The following is a 14,367-nucleotide window of genomic DNA, read 5'->3' on the forward strand; positions in this document are numbered from 1 at the left end:
TTTGCGGGCCTCGCGACACATTGAAGATGCGTCGGCGCACCGGTAACGCCCGAGAAGGTGACCCAGCCGCCCCGGCGAGGCAGACTAGGACGATGAGCCGCGCAGGACAGTTAGCCGAAGCATCCGATCTGATCGACGTCGACGCGTTGATCGCCGCCTACTACGACCGCAAGCCGGATGTGTCGATCCCCGAGCAACGCGTCGCGTTCGGCACGAGCGGTCATCGCGGTTCGTCGCTGTCGACGAGCTTCAACGAAGACCACATCCTGGCGACGACCCAGGCGATCGTCGACTATCGCACCGCCCAGGGCATTTCCGGCCCGCTCTTCCTTGGTCGTGACACACACGGGCTGTCGCTGCCGGCCGAGCGGACGGCCATCGAGGTGCTGGTCGCGAACGGCGTGGATGTACGGGTCGATGCGCGTGACGCGTGGGTGCCGACGCCGGCGCTCAGCCACGCGATCCTGGCCTACAACAACGGACGACCCGCGGATGATGCGGGCCGGGCCGACGGCATCGTCGTCACGCCGAGCCACAACCCGCCGCGCGACGGCGGCTTCAAATACAACCCGCCGCACGGAGGCCCGGCCGACACCGACGCGACGTCGTGGATCGCGGACCGCGCCAACGCGCTGATCACCGCCGGTCTCGAGGGGGTCGCGCGGGTTCGTCACGCCGACATCGACATCGACGGCCTCGGGCGCTACGACTTCCGTGACGCCTACGTGCGCGACTTGGCCAACATCATCGACATCGAGGCGATCAAAAAGGCGGGCGTCCGCATCGGAGCCGACCCGCTGGGCGGCGCCTCGGTGGAGTACTGGGCCCTGATCGCAGAGGTGTACGGGATCGACCTGACCGTCGTGAACCCCGATGTCGACCCGACGTGGAAATTCATGACGCTCGACTGGGACGAGAAGATCCGCATGGATCCGTCGTCGCCCAACGCGATGGCATCCCTCGTCGCACGGCGCCACGAGTATGACATCCTGACCGGCAACGACGCGGATGCCGACCGTCACGGAATCGTCACGCCCGACGCCGGGCTGATGAATCCCAACCACTATCTCGCCGTCGCCATCGACTACCTGTTCGCGCACCGGCCGGGCTGGTCGGCCGACGCGGCTGTGGGCAAGACGCTGGTGTCCTCGATGATCATCGACCGGGTCACCGAATCGCTCGGTCGTCGCCTGCTCGAGGTGCCCGTCGGTTTCAAGTGGTTCGTGCCCGGGCTGCTGGACGGCTCGGTTGCCTTCGGTGGCGAAGAGTCCGCCGGCGCCTCGTTCTTGCGGACGGATGGCTCGGTCTGGACCACCGACAAGGACGGCATCCTGCTCGCTCTACTCGCCGCCGAGATCCTCGCCGTCACGGGCAAGACCCCATCGCAGCGCTACGCCGAGCTCGAGGCGGAGTTCGGCGCATCCGCCTACCAACGTGTTGATGCACCCGCGACGCCCGCGCAGAAGGCGACGCTGTCGAAGCTGTCACCGGATGCCGTCACGGCGACCGAACTGGCGGGCGAGCCGATCACGGCCAAGCTGTCGCACGCTCCCGGCAACGGCGCGGCGATCGGTGGGCTGAAGGTGCAGACCGAGCACGCGTGGTTCGCCGCCCGCCCGTCGGGCACCGAGGACGTCTACAAGCTCTACGCCGAATCCCTCCGCGGGCCCGAACACCTCGCCGAGGTGCAAGAAGAGGCCCGCGCGGTCGTCGCGGCCGCGCTCGGGGACTCCTAACCGCACGGGTCGAGCCGGGGCCCGAGTTCGCGTGCAAGGTGAGCACCGGCGGCTCGCAGCCAGTCCGTCGGTTCCGCCAGGGCACGCTCGCTCGATCCGGCCAGTTCGGTCAGAGAGACGGATGCCTCGAACACCGAGGTATTGGCCGTGGGGTCTATCCGCCCCGCGACCAGAACGGCACGCCCCGGCGCTAGCCCGGCCACGTAGGCCGGGACCTTGCCCGCCGCGGACTGCGAGTCGAACGCACCCTCACCCGTGACGACGAACTGAGCGGATGCCGCGGCACCGCGTAGTCCGGTCAGATCGGCGACCTCGGCCGCGCCGGTCACGAGCTCGGCTCCCCAGACACCCAGTGCCCATCCCGTTCCGCCCGCCGCGCCCGCGCCGGGCGTCTCGGGATCGAACCCGCGCACCAGCCCGACGAGACGTTCGAGGGCCGAATCGGCGCGAACGACTCCGGCAGCATCGAGCCCCTTCTGCGGCCCGAAGACCGCCGCGGCACCGAGAGGGCCGAGCAGCGGGTTCGTCACGTCTGTGAGAACACGCACGCCGCCAGCCGGTCGTTTGGCGAGGTCGCCCAGGTCAACGGCGACGAGCTGTTCGAGGCCCGCCGCGCCGTCGCCGATCGGGTCACCCGCGGCGTCCACGAAGCGTGCGCCCAGCGCCCGCAGCATCCCGACTCCGCCGTCCGTCGAAGCGCTCGATCCGATCGCGAGCACGAGGCGCGAGACACCGGCCGCGAGCGCGTCCGCTATTGCGACGCCGAACCCGCGCGTGGAAGCGGTCCAGGGACGGGGGCGTCCCTCGAGCAGCTCGATGCCCGACGTCTGCGCGAGTTCGACCACGCCGACACCCTCGGGCGCTGCGTTAGTTGCGGGCAGACGGAGCCACGCGGCCTCGACGGGCTCCCCCGCCGGACCCGGAACCGTGACGTGCACACGCACCGCGCCGGCGACGCTCGCGGCGCCCACCGCGATGGCGTCGAGCGTCCCCTCACCGCCATCGGCCATGGGGGCCACGATGATCTCGTCGGCGGGGCGCACCGAACGCCAGCCATCGGCAAGTGCGGCCGCGACATCCGCCGCCGCCACGGTGCCCTTGAAGCTGTCGGGAGCCATCACGATTCGCGGCATGGTGCCCATCATCTCGCGGACTCCGCGGTGGGCTCGGGGAGCGCCCCGGTCACTGAGCCCACCGCGGAGTGACCTGCTACGCCGACCCGGTCACTGAGCCTGTCGAAGTGAATGCGTTTCTCCTATCGACACGAGCGCGGTGAGATGTGAGAACTCTCATCTTTTCGGCGCGATTCTGGCGTGATGTGGGAGCTTTTCGGGGTTCGGGTGTCGGTGGTGATCCGTAGAGTTTAGAACATGCATTCGAACAACGATCGCGTCGCTGACATCTGCGACGTCGATACCGAGGCGCGTGACCTCGCGATCCGGTTCGCGGACGCGTCGCGGGCGGTCGCTCGTGCGCAGGCTGCGCAGGCGCGGGTGCTGGCGGATGCGGCGGATCTCGGGATGCGTCGAGTCGCTGAGTTGGGGTCGACGTCCTCGCGTGAGGCAGAACTGCCTCTTCGTGCTTTGGCTGCGGAGTTGGCGGTCGCGGCGTGCATGTCCGATCGCACCGTGCAGGGCCGGATGAACGACGCCGCCGTGTTAGCCGAAGCGTTCCCCGCAACGTTTGACGCGTGGGATGAGGGCCGGGTCAGCGCGCGGCATGTCGCGGTGATCATGGAGCACGGGATGCCGCTCACCGACGCGGACGCGCGTGCCGTGTTCGAGCACGAAGCTGTGGTCCGGGCTGAGGGGACGACACCCGGACGGCTCGGGTCCGCGCTCGCCCGACTGGCAGAGACGCTGCAGCCCCGAACGCTGACGGAAAGCCACCAGGAAGCCCGTGCTTCGCGGGGTGTCGGTGTGCGGGACATCGGGGATGGGATGGCAGAGTTCAGCACCATCCAACCCGCGGTACTCGCCCACGCGATACACGACCGCATCACGCAGCAGGCCAAGGCGATCAAGAACGCCGACCCGTCTGATGTGCGGACGATAGATCAGATCCGTGCGGACCTTGTCGCGGACATGCTCCTCACCACCACACCCGACGCCCAGACCGGCGCGGGAATGTCCGACGGATTTGGTGGGCTCGGGTCGATCCAAGCGATCGTGAACGTCACCATCCCCGCCCTCGCGTTGGCCGGCGTCACGGACGAGCCCGCCGAACTGGTCGGACGGTGCCCGATCGACCCCGCCACGGCCCGGCAACTCGCGGGACACGCGACCGGATGGGACCGGGTCCTCGCCGACCCGATCACGGGATGTGTCCTCGCCGTCGACCGGTATACGCCGTCGGCGGATATGAAACGGTTCCTCCGCGCCCGTGATCAGCACTGCCGATTCCCTGGATGCCGACAACCCGCCCACCGGTGCGATCGAGACCACAGTCTCGACTATGCGTTGGGCGGCGACACCGACGTCTGCAACCTCGCCTGCCTCTGCAAACGCCACCACACCCTCAAAGGCGAAACCGCGTGGACCGTCCGGCAACTCGGCGGCGGAGTCCTGGAATGGACCTCACCCGGCGGTCACGTTTACATCGACAAACCCCCACCCGCGCTGGTCCTCTTCACGCCGAACACGGACCCACCACCGTTCTGAAACACCCCGGTCACTGAGCCACACGGTCACTGAGCCTGTCGAAGTGACCCGCTGCGCGAACCCGGTCACTGAGCCTGTCGAAGTGACCCACTGCGCGAACCCGGTCCCCGTCATTGAGCCTGTCGAAGTGACCCGCTGCGCGAACCCGGTCCCCGTCATTGAGCGAGGCCCGAACGGCCGAGACGAAATGACGAGACCCCACCACACCATCCGCCCCAGCATCCGTCGCGGCAAGCATTTCGACTCGCTCCGCGGCCACTGAGCTTGCCGAAGGGCGCTCAACGACCGGGCCCGCGCCGTCGCACGCAACGCCTGGCTGCTCCCTTCGACAAGCTCAGGGAGCGTGGGAACCTCCTACGCCGACTCGCGCCAGACGATCGGGGTGGGAAGCAGCTGCCCCGAGTCCGAGAAGCTCTCGCCCGCGAGCTGAGCGAGCACGGCGGTGGCGGCAGCACGCCCCAGGCCCTCGGCGGGCTGGTGCACGGTCGAGAGCGCCGGAACCGTGCGCCGCGCCCACGTACTGTCGTCGAAACCGACGACACCGATGTCGACCGGCACCTGTCGCCCCGATGCCTTGATCGCCTCGATGGCACCCGCGGCCACGGCATCCGAAGCCGCAAAAACGCCCTCGATGTCGGGCACCCGCTCGAGCAGACGAGTCATGCCGACGACGCCGTCCGCGTACGAGTAGAGCGCGATCTCTTCGACAAGCGTCGGGTCGAAGTCCTCGCCCATCGCTTCGCGGAACCCGGCCAGGCGGTCGGAACCCGAATCACGATCGAGAGCCGCGGCGATCATCCCGATCCGCCGACGACCAGATGCCCGGAAGCGATTCGTCAGCTCGCGCGCCGCGCCCCGATTGTCGACGCCCACCCAGGCGGCACTGATTCCCGGTGGGTGACCCACGAATGCCGCGGGCAGAGCCAGGCGCTCGACGACATCCGTGATCGGATCTTCACGTCGCGCCGAGACGATCACGACACCGTCAACGAACCCGCCGGACAGGTAACGCGCCACGCGGTCGGTGTCGCGTCGCGAATCCACCACCAGACACACCATCTGATAGTCCGCCTCCGACAGCGTCGCGTTCGTGCCGAGCATGATGCCACCGATATTGGGGTCTTCCAGGAACAGCGAGTGCGGCTCGTGCACGATAAAGCCAACGGCCTGCGTGCGCTGACGAACGAGCGTACGTGCGGCGTTGTTGGGCACGTATCCGACGGCTCGGATGGCCCGCTCGACCGCTTCGCGGGCCACCTCCGAGACGTACCCGCCGTTCAAGACCCGACTGACCGTTCCTCGCGAGACGCCGGCCGCGTGGGCAACATCGTGCACCGTACTGCGTCGGGGTTGAGCGGAAACCGGGGGCATGTTCGACAGCCTAGCGAGCACATCCGCTTGACGATCGCGCCGTACCCGTGGCAACATGTGCACGTTCACACATTTCCTGTGGGCGAGTTTTTCGCTCGAATGTGTGCACGTGCACAGAACCTACGCAAAGGAGCGCACCGGATGCCCGCCGCTGTCGTCGCTGATCTCGCCCAGAACCCGGGCGTCCTCTACGGATGCGACTACAACCCCGAGCAGTGGGACCGCGCGACCTGGCTCGAAGACATGGCGCTCATGCGCGAAGCCGGCATCGGGCTCGTCGCGATCAACATCTTCGGCTGGTCCTCGATCAACCCCGCCCCCGGCGTCTGGAACTTCGACGACCTCGACGCGATGATGGACCTGCTGCACGAGAACGGCATCCGCGTGAACCTCGGCACCGGCACCGCTTCGCCCCCGCCGTGGCTGAGCACCGCGTACCCCGAGATGCTGCCCATGGTCGAGGACGGCACGCGCCGCTACCCGGGCGGTCGCCAGGCATTCTGCCCGAGCTCGCCCATCTACCGCGCGCACGCCGCCGCCGTCGTCGAGGCCGTTGCCGAACGCTACGGCTCGCACCCCGCGCTCGCCCTCTGGCACGTCTCGAACGAGATCGGCTGCCACAACGCGCTCTGCCACTGCGACGCCAGCGTGGACGCTTTCCGCACCTGGCTCGAAGCCCGCTACACAACGATCGACGCGCTCAACGCCGCCTGGGGTACGAGCTTCTGGAGCCAGCGCTACAGCGCCTGGGACCAGATCCTCACCCCGCGTGCAGCACTGTCGCTGCGAAACCCGGGTCAGATGCTCGACTTCGCGCGCTTCAGTTCCGACGCAGGGCTCGCCCTCTACCGCGCCGAGGCCGAGATCATCCGCCGCCACAGCGACGCGCCGGTCACGACGAACTTCATGGCCACCGCGCACATCCGCACGCAGGACTACTGGACGTGGGCCGGCGAGATGGATGTCGTGGCCAACGATCACTACATCGACCGCCGCCTTCCTGACCCGACCGGCGAGGTGGCCTTCGCCGCCGACCTGACCCGCGGCCTGGCCGGTGGCGACCCCTGGCTGCTCATGGAGACCTCCACGAGCGCCGTGAACTGGCAGCCGTACAACATCGCCATGGCTCCGGGCGAGCTCGTCCGTACCATCTCGACCCACCTCGCGCGCGGCGCCGACGGCATCTGCTTCTTCCAGTGGCGCGCATCCGCGCAGGGCGCGGAGAAGTACCACTCGGCCCTCCTCCCCCACGCCGGAACCGACAGCGCACTGTGGCGGCAGAGCGTCGAGCTCGGCGGATTGCTCGAGCGCCTGGCCCCCGTCACCGGCACCCGCGTGAGCGCATCGACCGCACTCCTTTTCAGCTGGGAGAGCTGGTGGGCGCTCGAGGGCGAGGGTCGCCCCAGCGAGGCGGTGCAGTATCTCGACCAGGTACATGCGGCGCACCGCGCACTAGACGCCGCGGGAGTCACCGTCGACGTCGTCCGCCCGGGCTCCGATCTCTCGGGCTACGACCTCGTGATCGCACCGGCCCTGCACCTCGTGCGCGATAGCGAAGCGGACGACATCGCCGCCGCGGCCGAGCGCGGCGCGAGCGTGCTGATCACGTTTGCGAGCGGCACGGTCAACGAAAACGACCGGGTCGGCCTCGGCGGTTACCCCGCCGCGTTCCGCGACCTGCTCGGACTCCGTGTCGAAGAGTTCGCGCCGCTGCATCCCGACACCACCGTCCGCCTGTCGGACGGAACGATCGGGTCGATCTGGAGCGAGCGCATCGACGTGGTCGACGCCGACGTTCTCAGCACCTTCGTCGACGGACCCGCGCAGGGCTCCGCCGCGATCACCCGCCGCGCCCACGGTGCCGGAGCCGCCTGGTACCTCGCGACGACCCCGGACGACGCGAGCTACCTCACGCTGATCCAACGTCTCGTCGTCGAGGCGGGAGTACCGCAGCTTCTCCCGGATCACGGAAGACTCGATCTGATCCGTCGCACGGGCCAGGGACGCAGCATCCTCTTCGCCATCAACCACACCGCCGAAGACGCCACCGTCACGGCGCATGGACACGATCTGGTCCACCAGGAATCCGTCACGGGCAGGGTCGTCGTCCCGGCCGGCGGCGTCCGCATCATCGAGGAGTCCGCATGACCGTCGCGACATCCGCGGGGCCCACCGCCGAGCCGACCGCTCGGGCACGACGCATCCGCGTCCCCCACAAGGGTGCGATCCTCGCGCTCTTCCTGCCCTTCGGCATCCTGTTCGCCCTGTTCTATCTCGTTCCGATCGGGTACGCCTTCTGGCAATCGCTGCTCGTCGTGCAGCGCGAGGGCACGTTCGGCGAAGCCACCCTCGTCTTCGGCGGCCTGACCCAATACGTGCAGGTCTTCCAGAGCGACGCATTCTGGACATCGGTCGGACGGATGCTCGTGTTCGGCGTCGTGCAGGTGCCGATCATGCTCGGGCTCGCTCTCGTGTTCGCCCTGCTGCTGGATTCGTCGCTCGTCCGCGGCCGCCGCTTCTTCCGCCTCGCCTACTTCGTTCCCTACGCCGTACCCGGCGTCATCGCGGCGATCATGTGGGGGTCGCTGCTTTCGCCGAACCTGTCGCCGTTCACCGCCATCACGCAGAACATCGACTTCCTCGGCGCCGACCTCGTGCTGTGGTCGATCGCGAATGTCGTGACCTGGGTCTATGCCGGCTACAACATGCTCATCATCTATTCGTCACTGCTGTCGATCCCCACCGAGATCTACGAGGCGGCGCGACTGGATGGCGCGGGGCAGTTCCGCATCGCCTGGTCGATCAAGATCCCGCTCGTCCGCCCCGCCATCGTGCTGACCGCCGTCTTCTCGATCATCGGAACACTCCAGCTGCTCGCCGAGCCGCAGGTCTTCCGCTCGTTCAGCTCGGCCGTCACCAGCACGTTCACCCCGAACATGACCGTCATCGCAACAGCGGCGATCCCGAACACCAACCTCGCGGCCGCGTTCTCGGTCGTCCTCGCGCTGACCACCTTCGTGCTCTCGTTCGGATTCTTGAAGTACACCCAGCGGAAGGATGCACAGGAATGAGCGCTACCGCAGGAGTCACCTCCGCCCCCCTCAAGAAGAACGGCACCCAGGAGAACGGCACCACACGCATCCGCGAACCGCGCGTGCCACGCCTCTCGGCGATGATCGTGATGAGCGTCTTCACGATCTACTTCCTGCTGCCCCTCTGGTGGCTGCTCGTCGCCTCGAGCAAAGACACCAGCCAGATCCTCACGACGAACCCCCTCTGGTTCGCCGACTTCCAGCTCTTCACCAACATCGGTGAGGTCTTCGCCTACCGCGACGGGGTGTACCTGCGCTGGCTCGGCAACTCGGTGCTCTACGCCGGGCTCGGCGGAGCGGTCGCCACGATCCTCGCGGCGATGGCCGGGTATGCCCTGGCGAAGTACCGCTTCCCCGGCCGCGACCTGCTGTTCAACGTCGTGCTCGGCGGCGTGCTCGTTCCCACCACGGCGCTCGCGCTGCCGCTGTTCCTGCTCTTCAGCCAGGTGCAGCTGACCAACACGTTCTGGGCCGTCTTCCTCCCCTCGATCGTCAGCCCGTTCGGCGTCTACCTCGCGCGCATCTTCGCGGCTCAGTCCGTGCCGGACGAACTGCTCGAGGCGAGCCGCCTGGACGGCTCCGGCGAGGTGCGCACCTTCTTCACCGTCGGTGTCCGCCTGATGACCCCCGCGCTCGTGACGATCTTCCTCTTCCAGTTCGTCGCGATCTGGAACAACTTCTTCCTGCCGCTCATCATGCTGCGCAGCGAAGAACTGTTCCCCGTCATCCTCGGTCTCTACAGCTGGAACACGCAGCTGAACCAGATCCCCGAGCTGCGATCCTTCGTACTCGTCGGGGCCCTGGTATCCGTCATCCCCCTGATCATCACCTTCCTCTTGCTTCAGCGTTTCTGGCGAAACGGATTGGGCGCTGGAGCCCTGAAGTAAGTCCCCCGTCGAGCGGAACGACCCGCCCGGCGATCCACCCCGAAAGGAAATCACATGCACCTTCGCTACAAAGCAGCAGCGGCGGTCCTGACGGTCGGCGCCCTGGCGCTGTCCGGCTGTGCCGCCGGTTCCAGTGACAACGGCGGCTCGGCCGAGGCCTGCGCCCCCGCCGGCGAGGACGTCACGCTCGAGTTCACCTCGTGGATCCCCGGCATCGAAGAGGTCGTCGAGATCTGGAACGAGGAGAACCCCGACATCCAGGTCAAGGTTCAGACCGGCCCCAACGGCAACAGCGGGACGTACCAGAACTTCTTCAACCAGATCGCAGCCGGCAACGCGCCCGACCTCGGTCAGATCGAGTACGACGCACTGCCGAACTTCCGCGTGCAGGACGGCATCGAAGACCTCGGCGCCTGCGAAGAGGTCGTCGCAGCTGAGGGCGACTTCGTCGACTGGGCATGGGGCCAGGTCAGCCTCGGCACCGAAGACAGCGTCTACGGAATCCCGCAGGACATCGGACCCATGGGCCTGTTCTACCGGGCCGACCTGTTCGAGGCGAACGGCATCGCGATCCCCACGACGTGGGAGGAGTACATGGACGCGGCTCGCCAGATCCGCGAACTCGGTGGCTACATCACCAACTTCTCGCAGGGCGACATCAACCAGTTCGCCGGATTCGTCTGGCAGGGCGGCGGCGAGTGGTTTGCCAACGACGGCTCGGCGTGGACGGTCGACTTCACGGATGAGGCATCCACGACGGTCGCCGACTACTGGCAACAGATGATCGCCGAAGACCTGGTCTCGACCGTCCCCGCGTGGACCGACGAGTGGAACAACGCCTACAACTCGGGCGCCGCGTGGACGTGGCCCTCGGCCGTGTGGGGTGCGAACTCCATCGCCAGCGGAGCGCCCGACACCGCCGGTGACTGGCGCGTTGCGGCACTCCCCCAGTGGAGCGCCGGAGACGCCGAAGGCGGAAACTGGGGCGGCTCGTCCGTCGCGGTACTCAAGGGCAGCGACTACGTCTACGAGGCGGCCAAGTTCGCCCTGTGGCTCAACACATCGGACGAAGCACTCGCGGCTCTGAACGCCTCGGCGAACATCTACCCGGCCGCGCTGAGCGGACTCGAGCTTCCCACCCTCGCCGAGGGCGTGGAGTTCTACGGCGACCAGGCGATCTACGATGTGTTCGCGCAGGCCGCAACCGAGGTCTCGCCCGACTTCGTGTGGGGCCCGACCATGACGCAGACCTACGCCGACATCTCGGATGGCTTCAAAGCCGCCGTGAGCGGCAGCGGTACCCTGCTCGAGGCGCTCGAAGCTGGACAGGCCGCGACGATCAAGACGCTCGAGGCGCAGTCGATCCCGGTAGCCGAGTAGACAGTCGCAGAGTAATTTCTGAGTAGTCAGCACGACACCCACATCGTCCGTGGGCGCCTCACCGGGCGCTCACGGACGATGTTCTGCGAGGAGCAAGCATGTCAGAGATCGTCGAGACGTTCCCGGAAGCCGTGCACCTGCGCGCCGCGGGGGTGAGCGTCGTCATCGCGATCGACCCCGAGCCGCGGATCCTGCACTGGGGTACTGCGCTCGACGAATCCGACACCGCCGCCCTCACGGTCACGAGCACGGGCGGCGTCTCGTACTCGAGCTTCGACTCCCCCCGGCTGTTCCCGCTGCTCGCGACCGAGCGCAGCGGATGGTCCGGCCGCCCCGCACTCGAATGGCACCGGGGCGGGCAGCACGCCGACCCGGCCCCCGCGCTGATCTCGACGGCCCGCCCCGACGCCGAGACGGTGGTGTTCTCGTTCGAGGATGCGGCGGCCGAAGCATCCGTCGACCTCACGCTGCACCTCGATCGCTTCGGGATCCTGCGCCACCGCGTGCGCGTCACCTCGACCGCGACTGCCGGCGATCCCCTCGATCTCGTCGCGGTGCGCGCTCTCGCGCCCCTGCCGACGGAGGTCGACGAAATCCTCGACTTCACGGGTCGTTGGACGGGCGAGCGTCGCGCCCAGCGCACGCCTATCACGTTCGGGGCACACGTGCGTGAAAACCGGCGCGGACGGACCGGCCACGATGCCGCGTTCGTGACGATCACCGGAACCGAGGGCTTCGGCTTCCGCAGCGGCCGCGTGTGGGCCTGCCACACTGCCTGGAGCGGCAACCTCGACACCGCCGTCGAGCGCTTGCCCGAGGGTGCGGGAGTACATGCCACCGCGATGTCCGCGGGTGAATTGCTGCTCGCAGGTGAGGTGCGTCTGGGACCCGGGCAGTCGTACGAATCCCCCGAGACGCTCCTGATTTTCAGCGCCGACGGCATCGACGGGCTGAGCGCCCGTCTGCACGAGGCCGTACGGTCGTTGCCGGCCTACCCCACTTCGCCCCGACCCCTCGTGCTGAACACCTGGGAGGCGGTCTACTTCGACCACGATCCCGAGCGGCTCGGCGAACTCGCCCGCACCGCGGCATCCGTCGGCGTCGAGCGGTTCGTCCTCGACGACGGATGGTTCACCGGACGCCCCGATGACCGGTCGGGACTCGGTGACTGGACGATCGACACGGATGCCTGGCCGGACGGCCTCCGGGGCCTCTCGGATCTCGTCCATGGCCTCGGCATGCAGTTCGGCATCTGGTTCGAGCCCGAGATGATCAACCCGGACTCGGACCTCGCCCGCACCCACCCCGAGTGGATCCTCGGCACCGCTCGGTCGCAGCCGCTGTGGCGTCACCAGCTCGCGATCGATCTGACCCAACCGGACGCATGGAACCACATCCTCGAGCGCATGGACGAGGTCATCGGCACGAACGCGATCGACGTCGTCAAGTGGGATCACAACCGCGATCTGCACGCCGCTGTGTCTCGCGCGAACGGTCGACCCGCGGTGCACGACCAGGTGCTCGCAGCGTATGCACTGATGGACGAACTGCGCCGGCGGCATCCGCGACTCGAGATCGAATCGTGCGCGAGTGGCGGCGCGCGCGTCGACCTGGGCGTGCTCTCGCACGCGCAGCGCGTGTGGGCCTCGGACACGAACGACCCGATTGAGCGCCAGCTGATCCAGCGGTTCACCGGCGTGCTGTTGCCGCCCGAGATCGTGGGCTCGCACGTCGGGCCGGCGCGCGCCCACACGACCCACCGCACGGCGTCGCTGTCGTTCCGAATGGTCACGGCCCTGTTCGACCATGCCGGAATCGAGTGGGACATCACCGGGTGCACCGACGACGAACGGCAGGCGCTGCGGGCGTGGAGCGAGCTGTACCGCGAACTGCGGCCGCTCCTGCACGCCGGGGTCACCGTGCGGGCCGATGGTGTGGACGAGGGCGCGCTGCTGCACGGCATCGTCTCGCCGAGCGGCGACCACGCCGTGTTCGCCTGGGTGCGATTGGCCCCCTCAACGAGCGGGGGCGCGATGCGCGTGCGCGTTCCCGGACTCGACCCGGCGGCGACCTATGTCGTGCGGGCGCGGACTGAACTCGGGAACAGCGACCTGCACCAGGTGCAGGCGCCCGCCTGGATGCCCGCACCCCTGACCGCTTCGGGACGGCTCCTCGGCGAAGTCGGGCTGCCGATGCCGGTTCTCAACCCGGGCAGCGCGACGCTGCTCGAGTTCACCCGCGTGGAGTGAACTCCGCCGTGCTCGCCCGGACGATGAGCGGCGCTGGCACGACCTCTCGCGAGCCCGCCTCGGCGTCATCCAGCACCGCCGCGACCGCCCGGCGCCCGAGTTCGTCGAACGGCTGGCGCACGGTCGTGAGCGCGGGACTGTAGTTCTGCGCATCGTCGACGTCATCGAACCCGACCACGCTGAGCTGCTCGGGGATCCGGATTCCGCGCTCCATCGCCGCGCGCAGCACACCCAGCGCCATCTGATCGTTGGCGACGACGAAGGCGGTCGGCGCACCGGCATCCATCAGCCATCCACCCGCCACGAACCCCGACGCCGAGGTCCACTGCCCTCGCACCAACGGGCCGGGAAGGCACCCCGCGGCTGTGAGCGTTTCGCGCCAACCTCGCTCGCGCTCGGCGGCGGCATACGAAGAGTCGGGCCCGGCGATGTGAGCGATCGCGCGGTGGCCGAGTTCGAGAAGGTGTCGCGTCGCCGCGGCGGAACCGTCGGCGTGCGCCGTCTCGATTCCGGCGTAGCGCGAGTCGGGGGGCGAATCGACGACGACGAGGCGCAGCTCGTCGGGCAGCGTCACGTCGCGGAGGAGAGCGGATGCCTCGTTCACGACGATCGCGCCATCCACGCCCTGTTCGCGCAATCTCTCGAAGGCCTCCGCTGGTCCGTCCGCGCCGATACGGGCGATGACGACGGAGTATCCGCGGACGGATGCCTCGTCGACGACAGACTGCAGCATGAGCGAGTTGCCGACCGTGGCAAGGGTGGAAACCACGGCCCCGATGATGCCGGTCCGACCCGTTCGTAAGGCGCGCGCGGCGCGGTGGACGCGATACCCGGATCGGGCCAGCGCGGCCTCGACGCGGTGCCGCGTTTCGGGGTCGACGCGTGGGCTCGCGTTGACGACCCGCGACACCGTTTGAGCCGAGACACCGGCGAGAGCCGCTACATCGGCCATCGACGGTCGCTGCAAATTAGCCATCTGTGCCTCCGATGTT

General features: G+C 68.2%; 10 protein-coding genes. 7 read left to right on the forward strand and 3 right to left on the reverse strand.

Annotated features, from left to right (window positions below; translation table 11 throughout):
* Positions 1-92 precede the first annotated feature (92 nt).
* Complete coding sequence (pgm, locus tag ACT9TC_RS06980) at positions 93-1,736, forward strand: phosphoglucomutase (alpha-D-glucose-1,6-bisphosphate-dependent) (protein WP_458042642.1); 1,644 nt, start codon at positions 93-95, stop codon at positions 1,734-1,736.
* Here pgm and ACT9TC_RS06985 read toward each other — a convergent pair.
* Positions 1,733-2,869, reverse strand: coding sequence for a glycerate kinase (locus ACT9TC_RS06985; RefSeq protein ID WP_458042643.1), 1,137 nt, complete (start codon positions 2,867-2,869; stop codon positions 1,733-1,735). The genes pgm and ACT9TC_RS06985 overlap by 4 nt on opposite strands.
* A 237-nt stretch (positions 2,870-3,106) precedes the next feature.
* On the opposite strand from ACT9TC_RS06985, the gene ACT9TC_RS06990 reads away from it, so the two are divergent.
* Complete coding sequence (locus ACT9TC_RS06990; RefSeq protein ID WP_458042644.1) at positions 3,107-4,396, forward strand: DUF222 domain-containing protein; 1,290 nt, start codon at positions 3,107-3,109, stop codon at positions 4,394-4,396.
* Positions 4,397-4,750: 354 nt separating this feature from the next.
* Here ACT9TC_RS06990 and ACT9TC_RS06995 read toward each other — a convergent pair whose 3' ends face one another.
* On the reverse strand, positions 4,751-5,767 hold the full coding sequence (locus ACT9TC_RS06995; protein WP_458042645.1) for a LacI family DNA-binding transcriptional regulator: 1,017 nt from the start codon (positions 5,765-5,767) through the stop codon (positions 4,751-4,753).
* Between the two features lie 141 nt (positions 5,768-5,908).
* On the opposite strand from ACT9TC_RS06995, the gene ACT9TC_RS07000 reads away from it, so the two are divergent.
* The 5 genes from ACT9TC_RS07000 (at position 5,909) to ACT9TC_RS07020 (ending at position 13,375) form a co-directional block, all read left to right on the forward strand.
* Complete coding sequence (locus ACT9TC_RS07000) at positions 5,909-7,915, forward strand: beta-galactosidase (protein ID WP_458042646.1); 2,007 nt, start codon at positions 5,909-5,911, stop codon at positions 7,913-7,915.
* Positions 7,912-8,838, forward strand: coding sequence for a carbohydrate ABC transporter permease (locus ACT9TC_RS07005; RefSeq protein WP_458042647.1), 927 nt, complete (start codon positions 7,912-7,914; stop codon positions 8,836-8,838). The genes ACT9TC_RS07000 and ACT9TC_RS07005 overlap by 4 nt, the downstream gene beginning before the upstream one ends.
* Before the next feature lie 101 nt (positions 8,839-8,939).
* Entirely contained in the window at positions 8,940-9,746 is an 807-nt protein-coding gene (locus ACT9TC_RS07010) for a carbohydrate ABC transporter permease (protein WP_458042888.1), read from the forward strand.
* A 54-nt stretch (positions 9,747-9,800) separates the two neighbouring features.
* The gene (locus ACT9TC_RS07015; protein WP_458042648.1) at positions 9,801-11,126 is read left to right on the forward strand and encodes an ABC transporter substrate-binding protein; all 1,326 of its coding nucleotides are present in this window, start codon (positions 9,801-9,803) and stop codon (positions 11,124-11,126) included.
* A gap of 98 nt (positions 11,127-11,224) precedes the next feature.
* Positions 11,225-13,375, forward strand: a complete 2,151-nt coding sequence (locus ACT9TC_RS07020) for an alpha-galactosidase (protein WP_458042649.1) — start codon at positions 11,225-11,227, stop codon at positions 13,373-13,375.
* On the opposite strand, the gene ACT9TC_RS07025 is transcribed toward ACT9TC_RS07020, so the two are convergent.
* Entirely contained in the window at positions 13,359-14,327 is a 969-nt protein-coding gene (locus ACT9TC_RS07025) for a LacI family DNA-binding transcriptional regulator (RefSeq protein ID WP_458042650.1), read from the reverse strand. The genes ACT9TC_RS07020 and ACT9TC_RS07025 overlap by 17 nt on opposite strands.
* Positions 14,328-14,367 lie beyond the last annotated feature (40 nt).

The organism is Microbacterium sp. HM-570, assembly GCF_054165885.1.